The sequence below is a fragment of the Faecalibacillus intestinalis genome, from assembly GCF_015097455.1.
GTDB lineage: Bacteria > Bacillota_I > Bacilli_A > Erysipelotrichales > Coprobacillaceae > Faecalibacillus > Faecalibacillus intestinalis.
In genome coordinates, this window is sequence record NZ_AP024085.1 from 2,837,960 (window position 1) to 2,854,016 (window position 16,057).

The 16,057-nt window shown below is 26.9% G+C and carries 13 protein-coding genes; 11 read left to right on the plus strand and 2 right to left on the minus strand.

What is annotated here, in order from left to right; all coding sequences use genetic code 11:
* Positions 1-50: 50 nt before the first annotated feature.
* From Fi14EGH31_RS15030 to Fi14EGH31_RS15045, 4 genes are all read left to right on the plus strand, one after another.
* Positions 51-1,529 (plus strand): 6-phospho-beta-glucosidase, encoded by a 1,479-nt coding sequence (locus tag Fi14EGH31_RS15030; RefSeq protein ID WP_117844644.1) that lies wholly within the window; start codon positions 51-53, stop codon positions 1,527-1,529.
* A gap of 130 nt (positions 1,530-1,659) precedes the next feature.
* On the plus strand, positions 1,660-2,466 hold the full coding sequence (locus tag Fi14EGH31_RS15035) for an HAD family hydrolase (protein ID WP_117574352.1): 807 nt from the start codon (positions 1,660-1,662) through the stop codon (positions 2,464-2,466).
* 10 nt (positions 2,467-2,476) lie between these two features.
* Positions 2,477-4,693 carry an alpha-galactosidase gene (locus Fi14EGH31_RS15040; protein ID WP_117844646.1) on the plus strand — a complete coding sequence of 739 codons (2,217 nt, stop codon included), beginning with the start codon at positions 2,477-2,479 and terminating at the stop codon, positions 4,691-4,693.
* Positions 4,686-6,329, plus strand: a complete 1,644-nt coding sequence (locus Fi14EGH31_RS15045; protein WP_117844648.1) for a glycoside hydrolase family 13 protein — start codon at positions 4,686-4,688, stop codon at positions 6,327-6,329. The genes Fi14EGH31_RS15040 and Fi14EGH31_RS15045 overlap by 8 nt, the downstream gene beginning before the upstream one ends.
* 112 nt (positions 6,330-6,441) lie before the next feature.
* On the opposite strand, the gene Fi14EGH31_RS15050 is transcribed toward Fi14EGH31_RS15045, so the two are convergent.
* Positions 6,442-7,404, minus strand: coding sequence for an Abi family protein (locus Fi14EGH31_RS15050; RefSeq protein ID WP_117844650.1), 963 nt, complete (start codon positions 7,402-7,404; stop codon positions 6,442-6,444).
* Between the two features lie 237 nt (positions 7,405-7,641).
* Here Fi14EGH31_RS15050 and Fi14EGH31_RS15055 point away from each other — a divergent pair, with 237 nt between their 5' ends.
* The 3 genes from Fi14EGH31_RS15055 to Fi14EGH31_RS15065 all read left to right on the plus strand — a co-directional run bounded on the left by Fi14EGH31_RS15055 (position 7,642) and on the right by Fi14EGH31_RS15065 (position 10,374).
* Entirely contained in the window at positions 7,642-9,078 is a 1,437-nt protein-coding gene (locus tag Fi14EGH31_RS15055) for an ATP-binding protein (protein WP_200764998.1), read from the plus strand.
* Positions 9,079-9,178: 100 nt separating this feature from the next.
* On the plus strand, positions 9,179-9,409 hold the full coding sequence (locus tag Fi14EGH31_RS15060) for a hypothetical protein (RefSeq protein ID WP_117844654.1): 231 nt from the start codon (positions 9,179-9,181) through the stop codon (positions 9,407-9,409).
* A 20-nt stretch (positions 9,410-9,429) separates the two neighbouring features.
* Positions 9,430-10,374, plus strand: a complete 945-nt coding sequence (locus tag Fi14EGH31_RS15065) for a hypothetical protein (protein WP_117844656.1) — start codon at positions 9,430-9,432, stop codon at positions 10,372-10,374.
* Between the two features lie 222 nt (positions 10,375-10,596).
* Here Fi14EGH31_RS15065 and Fi14EGH31_RS15070 read toward each other — a convergent pair whose 3' ends face one another.
* Positions 10,597-11,007: a hypothetical protein gene (locus tag Fi14EGH31_RS15070; protein ID WP_117844658.1), complete on the minus strand. Its 411-nt coding sequence runs from the start codon at positions 11,005-11,007 to the stop codon at positions 10,597-10,599.
* Between the two features lie 326 nt (positions 11,008-11,333).
* Between Fi14EGH31_RS15070 and Fi14EGH31_RS15075 the strand changes: the two genes are divergently transcribed.
* Genes Fi14EGH31_RS15075 through Fi14EGH31_RS15090 form a run of 4 tightly spaced genes read left to right on the plus strand, consistent with a single transcriptional unit; the run spans position 11,334 to position 16,039 of the window.
* Entirely contained in the window at positions 11,334-11,543 is a 210-nt protein-coding gene (locus Fi14EGH31_RS15075) for a helix-turn-helix domain-containing protein (RefSeq protein WP_117844660.1), read from the plus strand.
* Positions 11,543-12,610: a DNA cytosine methyltransferase gene (locus Fi14EGH31_RS15080; RefSeq protein ID WP_200764999.1), complete on the plus strand. Its 1,068-nt coding sequence runs from the start codon at positions 11,543-11,545 to the stop codon at positions 12,608-12,610. The genes Fi14EGH31_RS15075 and Fi14EGH31_RS15080 overlap by 1 nt, the downstream gene beginning before the upstream one ends.
* Positions 12,611-12,626: 16 nt before the next feature.
* Entirely contained in the window at positions 12,627-14,612 is a 1,986-nt protein-coding gene (locus tag Fi14EGH31_RS15085; RefSeq protein ID WP_200765000.1) for an McrB family protein, read from the plus strand.
* Complete coding sequence (locus Fi14EGH31_RS15090; protein ID WP_117844666.1) at positions 14,612-16,039, plus strand: LlaJI family restriction endonuclease; 1,428 nt, start codon at positions 14,612-14,614, stop codon at positions 16,037-16,039. Before Fi14EGH31_RS15085 ends, Fi14EGH31_RS15090 begins: the two co-directional genes overlap by 1 nt.
* Positions 16,040-16,057 lie beyond the last annotated feature (18 nt).

Below are 16,057 nucleotides of genomic sequence, written 5' to 3' on the forward strand. Positions count from 1 at the left end.
ATTTAGCTATAATAAAATCAAGGAAATAAGATAAAAAAGGAGAACATAATATGAAACAATTTCCAGAAGGATTTTTATGGGGTGGAGCTACTGCCGCTAACCAATATGAAGGTGGTTGGAAAGAAGGCGGAAAAGGAGTAAGTTGTAGTGATGTACAATTATTTACTGATCCTAAATCTATGAAAGATTTATTAAATACTCATGGGTTATGTGATATTTCTGATGAAATGATTGAAAAAGCTTTAAGTACTGATGATGAAGTTTACTATCCAAAACGTCATGGGATTGATTTTTATCATCATTATAAAGAAGATATTGCTTTACTTGCAGGAATGGGATTTAAGGTTTATAGAATGTCTATTGCTTGGTCTCGTATTTTCCCTAGAGGGGATGAATTAGAACCTAATGAAGAAGGTTTAAAATTCTATGATGCTGTTTTTGATGAATGTTTAAAATATGGAATGCAACCTTTAGTTACAATGTCTCATTATGAACCACCTCTTGCATTTTGTATGGATTATAATGGTTGGTATGATCGTCGTTCCATTGAATTCTTTACACGTTATGTGGATGTTATTACTAAAAGATATAAAGATAAAGTTAAATTATGGCTTACATTTAATGAAATTGATTCAATTATTAGACATCCATTTATGACAGGTGGATTAATTGAATCAAGATTTAAACCTGAAGAATTTGAAGAAGTAGAATATCAAGCAATGCATCATCAATTTGTAGCAAGTGCACTTGCTGTAAAAATTACACATGAAAACATTCCTGATGCTAAAGTAGGATGTATGCTTACTAAATTAACTTACTATCCATATACTTGTAAACCAGAAGATCTTTTAGAACAACAACAAAGAATGAGACAAATCTATTGTTATAGTGATACACAAGTTCATGGTGAATATCCTAAATATTTATTACAAATGTATAAAAATAAAGGATTCAATATTAAAATGACTGATGAAGATCTAAAAATCATGAAAAAATATCCTGTTGATTTTATTTCATTTAGTTATTATTCATCAAGTTGTGTTGCTGCTGATACAAAAGGCTTAGAAATGAGTGCAGGTAATACAGAAACAGCTATTAAAAATCCATATATTCCAAGTTCTGATTGGGGATGGCAAATTGATCCTATCGGTTTAAGAATTTCTTGTGTAGATTTATATGATCGTTATAGAAAACCATTATTTATTGTAGAAAATGGTTTAGGAGCAAAAGATACAGTGGAAGAAGATGGTTCTATTAATGATGATTATCGTATTGATTATTTAAGAGAACATATTAGACAAATGTATAAAGCTATTGAAGAAGACGGTGTTGAATTAATGGGTTATACAACTTGGGCACCAATTGATTTATTATCTAACTCTACAAATCAAATGTCTAAACGTTATGGATTTATTTATGTAGATGTTGATGATTATGGTAATGGAACTTATAAACGCTCTAAAAAGAAATCTTATGATTGGTATAAAGAAGTTATTGCGACTAATGGATCTTCTATTTTAGATGACTAGTTAAGGAATCGAAAGATTCCTTTTTTCATACGTATTATCTTGCGTACTATCATACGTACTTTTTATATTTTCTTTTATTGAAAATCATAGAAAGGGACTTTGTGATATAATTAGCTAAAGGAGATTTTTTATGAAAGAGAAAGTATTATTTTTTGATATAGATGGGACATTAGTATGCTCACAAATGGGAATTTATGAAATACCTTTAGGTGTAAAACAACAATTAAATAGATTAAAGAAACAAGGACATAAACTCTTTATTTGTAGTGGAAGACCCAAAGCCATGTTAGATGAAAAATGGCTCGATGGAACTTTTGACGGTTATATTTTAAATAATGGTGGTTATGTAGAAATTGATGGAAAATCTATTTATGAAAATAGAATGGATTATGAGTTATGTTTAAAGACAGCAAATATTTTAGAAGAACTTCATTGTGATTATATGATTGCGACAGCGAATCATTTATACATTGATCCTTCTTATAAAGAACTTTATAACTTCTTTGTTCAAAAGGGACATTTTGAAGATCTATTTACAATAAAGTTTGATCGTAATGAGGTATTAAAAAGAGCGATTAAAATAGAAGCAAATGTTACAAATAAAGATCGTGAAAAAATAGAAAAGTATATCCAAAATGATTTTGGTTATGTTATTAATTTTGATGAACATGGCAGTGATAATGCTTTTGAATTCTATTCACCAACGATTTCAAAAGCTACAGGTATTCAAAAAATTCTTGATTATTATCATTTAAATCAAGATGACACATACGCTTTTGGAGATGGTGAAAACGATTTAGAAATGATTGAATTTTGTCGTGTAGGGGTTGCTATGGGAAATGCCTGTGATTTATTAAAAGTTAAAGCAAATATTATTTGTAAATCGGTTGTTGATGATGGTTTAGAAGATATTTTAAAAATACTATTTAGTGATTAAGGAGAAATCTATGATTGTATTTCATGAAGAAAGTAAAACTTTTCATTTGTATAATAATGAAATTAGTTATATGTTTAAAATCTTAGAAAATAATCAATTAGGACAACTCTATTATGGAAAAAGAATTCATGATCGTAAAGACTTTGATCATTTATTAGAACTCTTTCCTCGTCCTATGTCACCTTGTAGCTATAAAGGGGATTTAAGTTTTTCATTAGAACATATTAAACAAGAATATCCTGTTTATGGTTCAGGTGATTTACGTCATCCTGCTATCGATATTTTACAAGAAAATGGGAGTCATATTTTAAACTTTGAATATGTAAGTCATGAAATCATACAAGGAAAACCAAAATTAAAAGATCTTCCTGCTACCTATGTAGAAAATGAAAACGAAGCCCAAACTCTTATCATTACCTTATATGATGGAGTCATTGAAACAAAGCTTCAATTAAGTTATACTATTTATCAAGATTTTCCTGTAATTACAAGAAATGCTTTTATTGTTAATGAGGGGAAACAAAAATTAAGACTTAATCAAATGATGTCTATATCTTTAGACTTACCTGATCAAGATTATGAAATGATTGAACTTACAGGATCATGGGCAAGAGAACGTTCTATTAAAACAAGAAAACTTACAGAAGGTATTCAAAGTATTTATTCTTTGAGAGGATGTTCTTCACATCAATTTAATCCTTTTATTGCTTTAAAAAGAGAAGATTGTAAAGAAACAAGTTGTGAGGTTTTAGGTTTTAGTTTGGTTTATAGTGGTAATTTTTTAGCCCAAGTAGAAGTTGATAATTATCATGTCTCACGTGTCTCTATGGGAATTCATCCTCATTGTTTTGAATATCTATTAGATCATTTAGATTCTTTTCAAAGTCCTGAAGTTGTAATGGTTTATAGTAATCAAGGACTGAATAAGATGTCACAAACCTATCATCAGCTTTATCAAAAAAGACTTGCTAGAGGAAAGTATCGAGATCAAGTAAGACCTATTTTGGTGAATAATTGGGAAGGAACTTATTTTGATTTTAATGAAGATAAGATTGTTTCAATGGCTAATACAGCAAAAGAATTAGGAATTGAGTTATTTGTGTTAGATGATGGTTGGTTTGGTAATAGAAATAATGATCATCAAGGATTAGGAGATTGGTTCCCTAATTTAGATAAATTGCCTCATGGAATTAATGGTTTATCAAAGAGAATTCATGATTTAGGTTTAAAATTTGGATTATGGTTTGAGCCAGAGATGGTCAATGAAGATTCTAACTTATATAGAAATCATCCTGAATGGGTATTAAAAACACCTCATAGAAAGAGTTGTCATGGAAGAAATCAATATATTTTAGATTTTTCTAATCCTGAAGTTGTCAGCTATATCGCCCAGGCAATGATGAATGTGATTGATGATTCCTATATTTCATATATTAAATGGGACATGAATCGTTGTATGTCAGAAGTCTATTCAAGCACTCATGATGTTTTATCACAAGGAAGAGTCATGCATGAATATATCCTAGGTGTTTATCATTTATACGATGTTCTAACGACGAAATACCCTGATATACTCTTTGAATCCTGTGCAAGTGGAGGAGCACGCTTTGATCCAGGAATGCTTTATTATGCCCCTCAATGTTGGACCAGTGATGATACTGATGCGATAGAAAGATTAAAGATTCAATATGGAACCTCTCTAGTTTATCCTTTATCTTCGATGGGATCACATGTATCCAATATTCCTAATCATCAAACATTTAGAAAAGTGCCTTTACAAACACGCGCTAATGTGGCCTATTTTGGTACTTTTGGTTATGAATTAGATGTTAATTATTTAAGTGATGAAGAAAAAGAAATCATTAAAAAACAAATTGTTTTTATGAAACAATATCGTTCTTTATTTCAATTTGGTACTTTTTATCATTTAAAAAGTCCTTTTGAAGGAAATGAGACAGCTTGGATGGTTGTCTCTCATGATAAAACACAAGCAATTGTTGGTTACTATCGACCTTTACAAGAAGTTAATGTTGGATATCGTCGTTTACCTTTATTAGGTTTAGATGAAGATAAGATGTATCATGTTAATGGTTTAGATTTATATGGAGATGAATTGATGAATATGGGACTTATTATAAGTGATAGTTCTTGTGGTGAGAATAAGGATGGTATTGGAGATTATTATTCTAAATTATATATTTTAAAGGAGAAAAAAGAAAATGAGTAATGAATGGTGGAAGAAAGAGATAGCTTATCAAATTTATCCTAAAAGTTTTAAGGACTCTAATGGAGATGGAATTGGTGATTTAAGAGGAATTATTGAAAAGCTTGATTATTTAGAGGATTTAGGGGTGACTTTATTATGGTTATGTCCTATTTATAAATCACCTATGGATGATAATGGGTATGATATTTCTGATTATTATGATATTAATCCTGAATTTGGAACAATGGCTGATTTAGAAGAATTGATTGAAAAAGCTAAAAATAAAGGAATTAAGATTATTATGGATCTTGTTATCAATCATAGTTCAGATGAACATGCTTGGTTTCAAGAAGCACTAAAAAATCCAAATAGTCCTTATCATGATTATTATATCTTTAAACCCTCTAAAGATGGTAAAGAACCAAATAACTGGAGATCTGTTTTTGGAGGTTCAGTATGGCAAAAGGTAGAAGGTAGAGATGAATATTATTTCCATGCTTTTTCTAAAAAACAACCTGATTTAAATTGGGAAAATCCAGCTTTAAGACAAGAACTTTATAAAATGATTAACTGGTGGTTAGATAAAGGAATTGCGGGATTTAGAGTTGATGCGATTAACTTTATTAAAAAAGATCAAAGATATTTAGATGGTCCTGTTGATGGACAAGATGGTTTAAGTGCTTGTTTTGCTTATTCTAGAAATCAACCAGGAATTGAAGTCTTTTTTGATGAATTAAAGAAAGAAACTTTTGAAAAACATAATTGTATGACAGTCGCTGAAGCTGTTGGAGTTCAATATAAGGATTTAGGTATTTTTATTGGTGAACAAGGATGTTTTTCAATGATGTTTGATTTTAATTATTGTAATTTTGATATTAGTGAAGATGAAGAATGGTTTAAAAGACAAGATTGGACAACTAAACAATTTAAAGAGCTTTTATTTACAAGTCAAAGAGAAGTTCAAAAGCTTGGATGGATTGCAAGTTTCTTAGAAAATCATGATCAACCTAGAGCAATCGATAAATTTGTTTTAGATAAAAAAGAGCATAATTATTATTCACAAACAATGCTTGCTGGTATGTTCTTTAATTTAAGAGGAACACCATTTATCTATCAAGGTGAAGAAATCGGTATGGAAAACTTTGAAAGAAAAGACATTAGTGAATTTGATGATATTGGAAGTCATGGTCAATACCAAAGAGCTTTAGAAGAAGGCTTTACTAAAGAAGAAGCCATGCATTTCCTTAACCTTAGAAGTAGAGATAATACCAGAACACCAATGCAATGGGATAGTAGTGAATATGCTGGATTCAGTAATCATGAACCATGGTTAAAAATGACAGGTAGCCAAGATAAAATCAATGTTGAAAGTCAATTCAATGATCCAAATTCAATCTATAGCTTCTATAAAAAAATGATCTCTATTAGAAAACAAGAAGATATTCTTGTTTATGGAGATTTTGAAGAAATCAACACAGTAGATGATGTCATTGGTTATAAACGTACTTATCAAGGACAAGAAATACTTTGTTTCTGTAACTTTACAAACAAAGAACAACAAATCCCAAAAACCCAAGGAAACATCTTGTTAGATAACTACAACAATTACAACCCAACAACTTTAAAACCTTATCAATTTATTATGATCAAAAAATAATAACAGCCCTTTAGTGATAAGCTAGAGGGCTTTTATTGTAAAAAAATAGAACCATGTATTACTACACGGTCCTTACAAAATATATTTATATATTTTTTTATGCAATTTCATTTTAGTCAACTGGATACCAATTGTCAATAACAATATTCAAAAATTCAAAAGTTGTCCTAATCAAATCATTATTATCATAATAGTGACCGTTTCTTTTTATTCTATCACTAAATTTTTGCAAATTTATAACAGCATTCTTTCTAACACCTTCACTTGGTATTGGTTTTTTATGCATATAAAGCAAAGATATTACTTGTTGTATTCTACCATTACTCATTTTCTTAATTCTAGTAACCTTCGAAATTTTCTCTATATTTGCCAATTCTTTTGTAACTAAATAACTTGTTGATAATGATGTTGTTTTTGCATTTAAATCATTTATTATACAATTACTATGTGCCGCTGCATTTCTAACACTTTTACACATTTTTAATATAAAATGATCTTTTGATATCATTTTATCATTGTATCTTTCCCCACAAAATTTATAAAATGATATTAGTGTACCAAAAGAAATTACTTCGATAAAAACCCATATAGGGTATTTTTTTAAATCAGGATAGCTATTTATTAAATCTTCACAATAAATTGACTTTCGATTTCTTAATACTTCATTTTCTAATCTATCATACTGATTTTTATCTAAACTATCCAAAAAATCATTTACAATTTCATAACCATCTTCATGATGTAATTGAATTAAATTTAATAAATATATTTTTGTCCAGTGTTCAATATCTAAAGACAAATCTACTAACAAATACCTCAATTCCATATCAATGATTGCTAAATCTTGTAAATATGCAAAATCCAAATCAATGTACACTTTTTTACCATCGACTTCTTTTTTTAAGAAATTCTTTCTATACGATGTTAACTTAAAATAATAGTTATTTTTCCTTAAATATTCTTTGGCATTATCTTCTGAAACATATTTAAAAGTTACACCATTTTCTTTTAATTTATCTATTTGCTCATCAACAGACAATATAGGTTTTGTTTTTTCTTGAAGTAAGACACTCACTCATATCCCTCTTTTCGATAAAATATTATAAAAATAAAAGTATTTCTTTTTTTATTGATAACATTATATTACCATACTTTATTACCAAAATAATCTTATATCATCTATCTGTTTTAAAATTTATTCACTATTTAAAAAAATGTTTTTTTATCTATTCTTGCTTAGGTAAATTTGTGGACTATTTGTCCATTGTTTCAATTATATATAACCTTATAATTATAAAAAAGGTGAAGATATATGTTTATAGGTAGAGAACAAGAATTAAATTTTTTAAATAGTCGTTATCATTCAAAAAATACAGAACTTATTTTTTTATATGGGAGATACCACATTGGTAAAACAGAAACATTACATGAATTTTGTAAAGACAAAGAACATATTTTTTACTCATGTCAAGAATGTCCTGATAATATTCAATTAAGAAACTTTTCTCAATCATTATTAAAAGAAAATATTAAAGCAAGCCAATATTTAAGTACTTTTTATGATTGGCAGCAAGCATTAAGCTCTATCATAGAGTTACCTTATAAAGAAAAAAAATTAATTATTATTGATGAATTTCCTTATATGTGTAAAAATAATAAATCTATTCCTTCTATTTTACAAAATTTATGGGATACTACTCTAAAAAATGAAAATGTAATGATCGTTTTATGTGGTAGTGCAATGAGTTTTATTGAAAAAGAATTGCTTGCAAATAAAAATCCATTATATGGTCGTGCTACTGGTATTTATAAAATGAAAGAAATGAATTTCTTTGATGCTAGAAAATTCTTTCCAAATTATTCTTTAGAGCAACAAATTATTACTTATTCTATACTAGGTGGAATACCTCATTATTTAAAACAATTCAATAGTGACTTAACTATTGAAGAAAATATAAAGTATAATATACTAACAAAAGGGTGCATCTTATTCAACGAAGTTGAATTCCTTTTACATCAAGAATTAAGAGAAACGGCTTTATATAATTCTATTATAGAAGCTATTGCCTTAGGAAGTACTAAAGTAAATGAAATATCTACTCAAACACTTATTAACAACACTTCAAAAAACAGCGTTTACTTAAAAAATTTAATAGAACTTGGTATTGTAGAAAGAGAACTCTCTATCGATGCTGGTAATAAAGAAATAGCAAATAATAATCGTGGGATTTATCAATTAACTAATCAATTCTTTAGATTTTGGTACACCTTTATATTTACTAACTATTCTAGTCTAGAAGATGGTGATGTAGATGGTATTTACCAGTATGTTATTGCTGATAATCTAGATAGATATGCTTCTATTACCTATGAAAAAGTATGTCAACAATATCTTACAAGATTACAATTAAAAAATAAGCTTCCTTTTAGATATGAAAAAATAGGGCGCTGGTTTGGAAAAACAACTGTTAGAAGCAAAAATAATAATACTGAAATTAAAGAAACAAAAATTGATATTCTTGCTTTATCTAAAAAAGAAAAATGTTATTTAATAGGTGAATGTAAATTCAAAGAAAGTCCATTTTCTTATTCAGAATATTTAGATACTCTTGCAAAACTAGAACCATTAAAGAAAAATAATAAAATCTATTATGCTTTATTTTCTAAAAATGGTTTTGATGAAAATATCATAGAAGAAAAGAATGAGCAACTATTATTATTCAATTTAAAAGATATGTCATTTGATTAAGCTGTCATAAGACAGCTTAATGTGCATCATAAAATATAATGATTAAATCAATGTAATACGATAAAATAGAATTATAAAATATTTAGAAAAGAGAAAGAACATGAAAACTTTATATGAAACAATGTCTAATTATTACAAATATAACAATATTGATTGGAATTATTATTTAAACGATTTAACATTTCCAAAAAATATAAATGATGCTAGAAAATTTATAGATGATTTTTACGCATATGCTGGAAAAAGTTATCTAATTCGTGATATATTACAAGAATGTGAAACATTAAGAGTAAATCATACACTGTCAGTTTTTTTATTGGACTTCTTATAAAAAACAGTTCATTTCATGATTTGAAAATAATTGATAATGATCAAAATGAAATTTTTGAATTTAGTTATCTTTGGTTTTTAGTCTCTTTATTTCATGATATGGGATATATTCAAGAAAAAGACTGGACATACAAATTTGATTATAGAAAAAAATCTAAAGATTTTGAAAAGATTATGAAAGAAAATAAAATTTATTATAATCATTCATTTTATAAACGTATGCCTTTTACAGCATATTATGATTTAGGAATTACTTTTCCAGTTCCTTCTCGCTATGTAAGATATCATACACCAACAGTTAGAACAAAATATGAAATACCTTACTATAATGGAATTTCTTTTAATAATGGAACTACAATTAAGAAAAGTATGTATACATGTGGAACTATTTTTAATTATTTAGAATATTGCAAAATGAATCCAGATATTAATCATTATGATCATGGAATAGTAGGAGGATTATGGTTATATGATATCCTAATTAAAAATTATTATTTATCTTTTTCAAGAAACAAATCTGCAAATTTTAGTGATTTCTATGTTGATAATCTACATTTCAGTACTTCTCAATTTCCTATATTTGCATATTTAGCTGATTGTATTATTTCTCATAATATGTGGTTGGCAACTGATGACTCTACTATAGAAAAATATGAAAAATATGGTTTAAAACAATTGACCCTCCCTTACGCTCAACCAATTCAATTTAATAGGAACCCTATATTATTTATTCTAGCTTTAGCTGATACTTTAGAACCTATAAAAACATGTTCTGATTTAGATATATCTCCTTTAGATGTTTTAAATAATATAGAATGTGAATTTAACTATAAACAAATAATTTTATCATTTAAAAGTAATAATATGTTTAATAAAATGATTGGTAAAATAAACGGGTTAAATAATTGGTTGGATGTAAATATAAAAATATGTGAAAATCAAAATATAATTAGTATTATACTTTGATTTTTCTTTATAATATTATACTTTCTTTTTTCAAGAACTTTAGTGAACATAACTATCTTTACAAAACACTGTATTTTTCACCGACATAGAATCGTATCACTTAAGAGCTTTTTACTCAATAATTATTTTCGTACATTATTAAGTAAAAAGTTTGAAATGTAACTTAATCAGCCATTTAATATAGCTATTGAATAATAACTAATTTTTAATGTTAAACAATATTTACTTTTTCAAATACGTTAAACAAATATCACACGGAGACGTGAAATACACTTCTATCTGATCTCCAACTCGTGCATTTATTTCAGAATACCAATTTCCTAAAGCTCGAAGATCATCGTTAACAGAAAATTGTTTGGCATATTTATCTCCAGCAGATTTACTTCCTTGTGATTTTAATTGACAAATAAATTTTCCATCTGAACTAGTACAATTAAAAATGTTTATACCAAGAATATCTTTCCCTTCTTTATAATTAGAATTATACAATTCTAATTCTTGCGCAATTCTTCTAGGTATTGCTAAGTAGGCTTCACCTTTACGATAATTTCGTGAAGATGTATATCTTTTTTCACCCCACCCTAATTGCGATTCAGTAAGTACAACAATAAACTTATTTCCCTTGTTAGCCATATAATCTCATTCCTTTCTAAATTATTTCTTTTATTAATTATAGCACTATATTAGATATTTTTTATTATTCTTTTTCGTTTATTCATATATACATGAATCTATCTGTTCATCCCAAGAAAAAAGTATCATATTATAATGAAATAAAGTAAGAACAAACATCCAAGGAAAATTTAAAAACGTAGATTAAAACGCTTACATATTAGCTCCGTTATTTTTTATAAAATGTAAATTATATATTATATTCATGATATAATAAACGTTTAAATTGACATTATAAAACAAAATAAATATAATTTAAAAATAAGAAACAAAATGGAGGAAATTTCATGACAATAAAAGAACAAATTAAAATTTTGTGTGTTAGATGTAATGTAAGCGAAGCTGAATTAGCGAGAAGATTAGGCACATCACCTCAAAATTTTAATTCTAAAATGAAAAGAGAAAGTTTTACTATAGTCGAATTAGAAAAAATTGCCAATGTGTTAAATGTAAAATTTAGAAGAGAATTTATTTTAAAAAATGGAGATAAAGTATAATGAGCATAAATGATAAAAAAATTTTTAAATTAGGTGAACTTTTTTGCGGCCCTGGTGGGCTAGCCTTAGGAGCAATATCTGCAACTATTAAAGATCCAGATTATAAAATTATACACAAATGGGCTAACGATTATGATTTGGATACATGTAATACATACAGAAAAAATATATGTCCAAATAATCCTGAAACTGTTATTTATAAAGATGTTCGAAAATTAGATATTGAACCATTGGGGGATATAGATGCATTAGCATTTGGTTTTCCTTGCAATGATTTTTCCGTTGTCGGAGAACAAAAAGGATTCAACGGAGAATATGGTCCTTTATATACATATGGTGTTAATGTACTAAAAAAATATCAACCTTTATGGTTCTTGGCAGAAAATGTAGGTGGGCTTAAAAGTGCAAATGAAGGAAAAGCATTTGAAAAGATAAAGAAAGATCTTATAAACGCAGGGTATAAAATTTATCCTAATTTATATAAGTTTGAAGAATATGGCGTTCCACAGGCAAGACATAGAATAATTATTGTTGGAATAAGAGATGATTTACCTTGTACATTTAAAATTCCAAGTACTAAACCATATAAACATATTGACGTTAGCTGTAAAACAGCAATAGAAATTCCACCAATAAAAAAGAATGTTGCAAATAATGAACTAACAAAACAATCAAAAAAAGTAATAGAACGATTATCATATATTAAACCTGGTCAAAATGCATTTACAGCAAATATTCCAAAACATTTGCAGCTAAATGTTAAAGGAGCAAAGATTAGTCAAATTTATAAAAAACTTGATCCTTCTAAACCAGCTTACACAGTAACTGGCTCTGGTGGAGGTGGAACCCATATGTATCATTATAAAGAAAATAGAGCTCTAACAAACAGAGAAAGAGCTAGATTACAAACATTCCCTGATGATTATGTTTTTGAAGGATCAAAAGAATCAGTACGTAAACAAATAGGTATGGCTGTTCCTGTTAAAGGTGCAAGAATAATATTTGAAGCAATACTAAATACGTTTGCAGGTATAGAATATGAAAGCATGGAAGCCCATGAACAATAACAAGGAGTCTAAAATTATGAAAGAAAAAATAAATATTAGAAATTTAAATGAAAAACAACATCAAGCTCTAGTTTGTATGTTTTTTGCCATGTTACCAAGATCTGATAATAGATATAAAAAGCGTGACGAATATTGGAAAATATTAGGGGAAAAATTTAATATTAAACCGTCAACTTACAAGCTTAACAAAGATTCTTTTGACAAATATTTTCCAAATAATGGTAGAAAAGGTTTTGAAGATGACAGAGACCTAATAACACGTGTTGGAAAAGATTATGTTAGTATTTATAATAAATTTAAAGATTATCCTATAGAAATAATTGAAAATGCTGTGGACGAAATTATTCAATTATATACTAATGCATATACTAACGAATTTATAACGTTGAAATGTGGTATTCCAGAAACAGTTCATACCATATTAAAAAATAGTAACAATATTATTATTGATGGAGTGTATACACTAAAAAATCAACTTAAATTAAATAAAATTGTTTTTATAACATTAGGTGGAGATGTTAATAAAAAAGAAATCGATTGGAATCCAGGTTTTAAAGGTATTGGCCATATAACAAAGGAACCATATGATACTGGGTATTCAGGGGATAGTAAATATTTTAAATTTGAAATATCTATTGATTGCCTTTTTGACAATAGTTATAAAAGAGAACATTTTTTTAGATATCCAGATACATTTAACGCAACATTTATTGGTCCTGAATTAAAACGTGATCCCACTCAAGCAATAAGTATCCTTACAGAAAATAAAGCAATTTCTGTAATTAGAGCTGTATTAGACGATAATCCTTCTCTCAAAAAAAATTTTGACAATATTTTTTCTTCCAAATTTATGCAACAAGTTTTAGGAGATGTCAAAGTATTAATTCCAACTATTTCTTCTTACGGAGAAAATATTGAAGACGTATTAAGTAGAATGATAAATAATAAGACTAAAAAAAATTCAAAGCTTATATTCAAAACTGGAAAAAAATATACAAGTTCTAATAATATTGACTTTGAATACAACCGTATTATTTTTGGAGCACCAGGTACTGGTAAAAGCTATACACTTAATAAAGATAAAGAGGATTTAATCAAAAAAAATGAAAACTATGAGCGAGTTACTTTTCATCCTGATTATTCCTATGCAAATTTTGTTGGAACTTATAAACCTGTGAACAATGATAACGATGAAATTTCTTATAAATATGTTCCTGGCCCTTTTTTAAGAATTTTAGTAAAAGCTTTAGAAAGCAATATGAGTGATACACCTGAACCATATTTATTAATCATTGAAGAAATTAATAGAGCAAATCCTGCTTCTGTATTCGGTGATATATTCCAATTATTGGATAGAAATAATGGAGTTAGTGAATATCCTATACATACTTCTGAAGATATGAAAAAATACATTTCTGAAGAATTAAAAATTCCTGCGGATCAATGTGCTGAATTACGAATCCCAGATAACATGTTTATTTGGGCAACTATGAATAGCGCAGATCAAGGTGTATTCCCTATGGATACCGCTTTTAAACGTAGATGGAATTTTGAATATTGCGGTATCAATAAAAAAGAAGATGAATTAAATAAACAAACAACTCTTGATATTATAATAAACAATGATCCTGAACCTATACATTGGAATAGTATTAGAAAAGCTATTAATTGCGAGTTGACAGAAATAAAAGTTAACGAAGATAAACAATTAGGTCCTTTCTTTTTAAATGTTAATGATCTAATGGATAGATATTCTGATAATAAATCTAAATTACAAGAAAAATTTAATAACTTATTTAAAGATAAAATAATCATGTATTTATTTGAAGATGCTGCAAAACAAAAAAAAGATTTTATTTTTAGCGGAATTGAAAATCCTCGTATTTATTCAGAAATATGTAAAGAATACGATGAAAAAGGATTAAAAATCTTTGGTGAAGATTTCACAAATAAAGTAAAAGAATTTGAGGCTAAAGCTAAATCATCTGGAGATGATTTATAATGTTATCTGTTTTTATCAAAGAACAAAAAAGGTATTCTCAGGATGATTTGAAAAATTTATTTAAATGTTCAGAAGAAAAAATTGTTCATTATATTAACATTTTAAAAGAATATTCTATAATTCGTACTGTAAAGAAAAATAATAAGCAAAAAGATATAACAGATCTTGTAGAAGAAGACATTGAAATATCTGTTTCTCAAAAATTTAACGATGACTATTATTATATATTTAAATATGTTGGTATAACAATAGTAGAGAATATGGTTTTAAAAATATATCCAAAATATATCGATAGTACTGATGAACCAATTAAAGAGTTAAAACAAATTTTATCAGTTTTAGAAAAATACAATTCAAAAGAACAAATTATCAAGATATTCAATAATAGCGAAGATAATAATTCCTTTAATTATTTGGCACTTCTATTATTTTTTATAAATGACTATTATGATAATGATCTTTATTCTAATGATATTAATATTACTGAAGAAAATGGTAATGGTGAAATAAATTGGGATAGGACAATAAATGATGGTTTCTCAATCATAAAAGGAAATAAGCCTTACTATTTAAATTATTATACAAATAAAAGAATATCTAATAATCTTGACTATTTTAGGCAATTACATGCTTGGATAATTTCTATGTGCTCTAAAGAATTAAAAAATGCAGATCTTCTATATCTTTTCAATATAGAAGAAATTGAACTATCTAATTACAATTTAGATGACTTTGGTGACGTAGATTATATTTTATATCGTATTGAAAATGAACTTGATAAACAATTTAATACGCGAAAAATATATTTATTAAAAGCGATGTATGCATATATTTCAAAAAAAGGCAATTTTGATAACATCAGTTATTTTAGTACATATGGAACGGCTAATTTTAATTTAGTATGGGAAGAGGTTATTGCTGTAATATTTGATAATCAACTTTACTCTCCTTTATACAAACTAAATATTGAAAATAATAATTACACAAAAGATGACGAAAAAAAACTTATAGATTTAATTGAAAAACCTATTTGGAAATTAAATAATACTTCATCATTTTTAGCTGATACTTTAAAACCAGATACAATAACTTTTCAAGATAATATCATGTACATATATGATGCCAAATATTACAAATTATTGATCAAAAATAACAAAATAATTAATCAACCAGGTATAGAAAGTATTACTAAACAATATTTATATCATTTAGCATATAAAAAATTTATTGAGAAGCATAATATAACAAAAGTTGAAAATTATTTTGTTTTACCAATTGAAAATAAGAACTTATCAAATCATTTCAATGTTTCTCTTGAAATGATGAATGAATTAGATTTACCATCTATTGAAGTTATATTCATAGAAGCCTCTGACGCTTTTGACCATTATTTGAAAAATAAAATTTATGCTATAAAAAATAAATAATTAAAGTCCAGGAATAAT

Coding starts and splice junctions, on each gene's coding strand:
- Fi14EGH31_RS15085 (WP_200765000.1), top strand. CDS start 12,627: ATGAAAGAAAAAATAAATATTAGAAATTTAAATGAAAAACAACATCAA.
- Fi14EGH31_RS15035 (WP_117574352.1), top strand. CDS start 1,660: ATGAAAGAGAAAGTATTATTTTTTGATATAGATGGGACATTAGTATGC.
- Fi14EGH31_RS15045 (WP_117844648.1), top strand. CDS start 4,686: ATGAGTAATGAATGGTGGAAGAAAGAGATAGCTTATCAAATTTATCCT.
- Fi14EGH31_RS15075 (WP_117844660.1), top strand. CDS start 11,334: ATGACAATAAAAGAACAAATTAAAATTTTGTGTGTTAGATGTAATGTA.
- Fi14EGH31_RS15070 (WP_117844658.1), bottom strand. CDS start 11,007: ATGGCTAACAAGGGAAATAAGTTTATTGTTGTACTTACTGAATCGCAA.
- Fi14EGH31_RS15040 (WP_117844646.1), top strand. CDS start 2,477: ATGATTGTATTTCATGAAGAAAGTAAAACTTTTCATTTGTATAATAAT.
- Fi14EGH31_RS15030 (WP_117844644.1), top strand. CDS start 51: ATGAAACAATTTCCAGAAGGATTTTTATGGGGTGGAGCTACTGCCGCT.
- Fi14EGH31_RS15060 (WP_117844654.1), top strand. CDS start 9,179: ATGAAAACTTTATATGAAACAATGTCTAATTATTACAAATATAACAAT.
- Fi14EGH31_RS15080 (WP_200764999.1), top strand. CDS start 11,543: ATGAGCATAAATGATAAAAAAATTTTTAAATTAGGTGAACTTTTTTGC.
- Fi14EGH31_RS15055 (WP_200764998.1), top strand. CDS start 7,642: ATGTTTATAGGTAGAGAACAAGAATTAAATTTTTTAAATAGTCGTTAT.
- Fi14EGH31_RS15090 (WP_117844666.1), top strand. CDS start 14,612: ATGTTATCTGTTTTTATCAAAGAACAAAAAAGGTATTCTCAGGATGAT.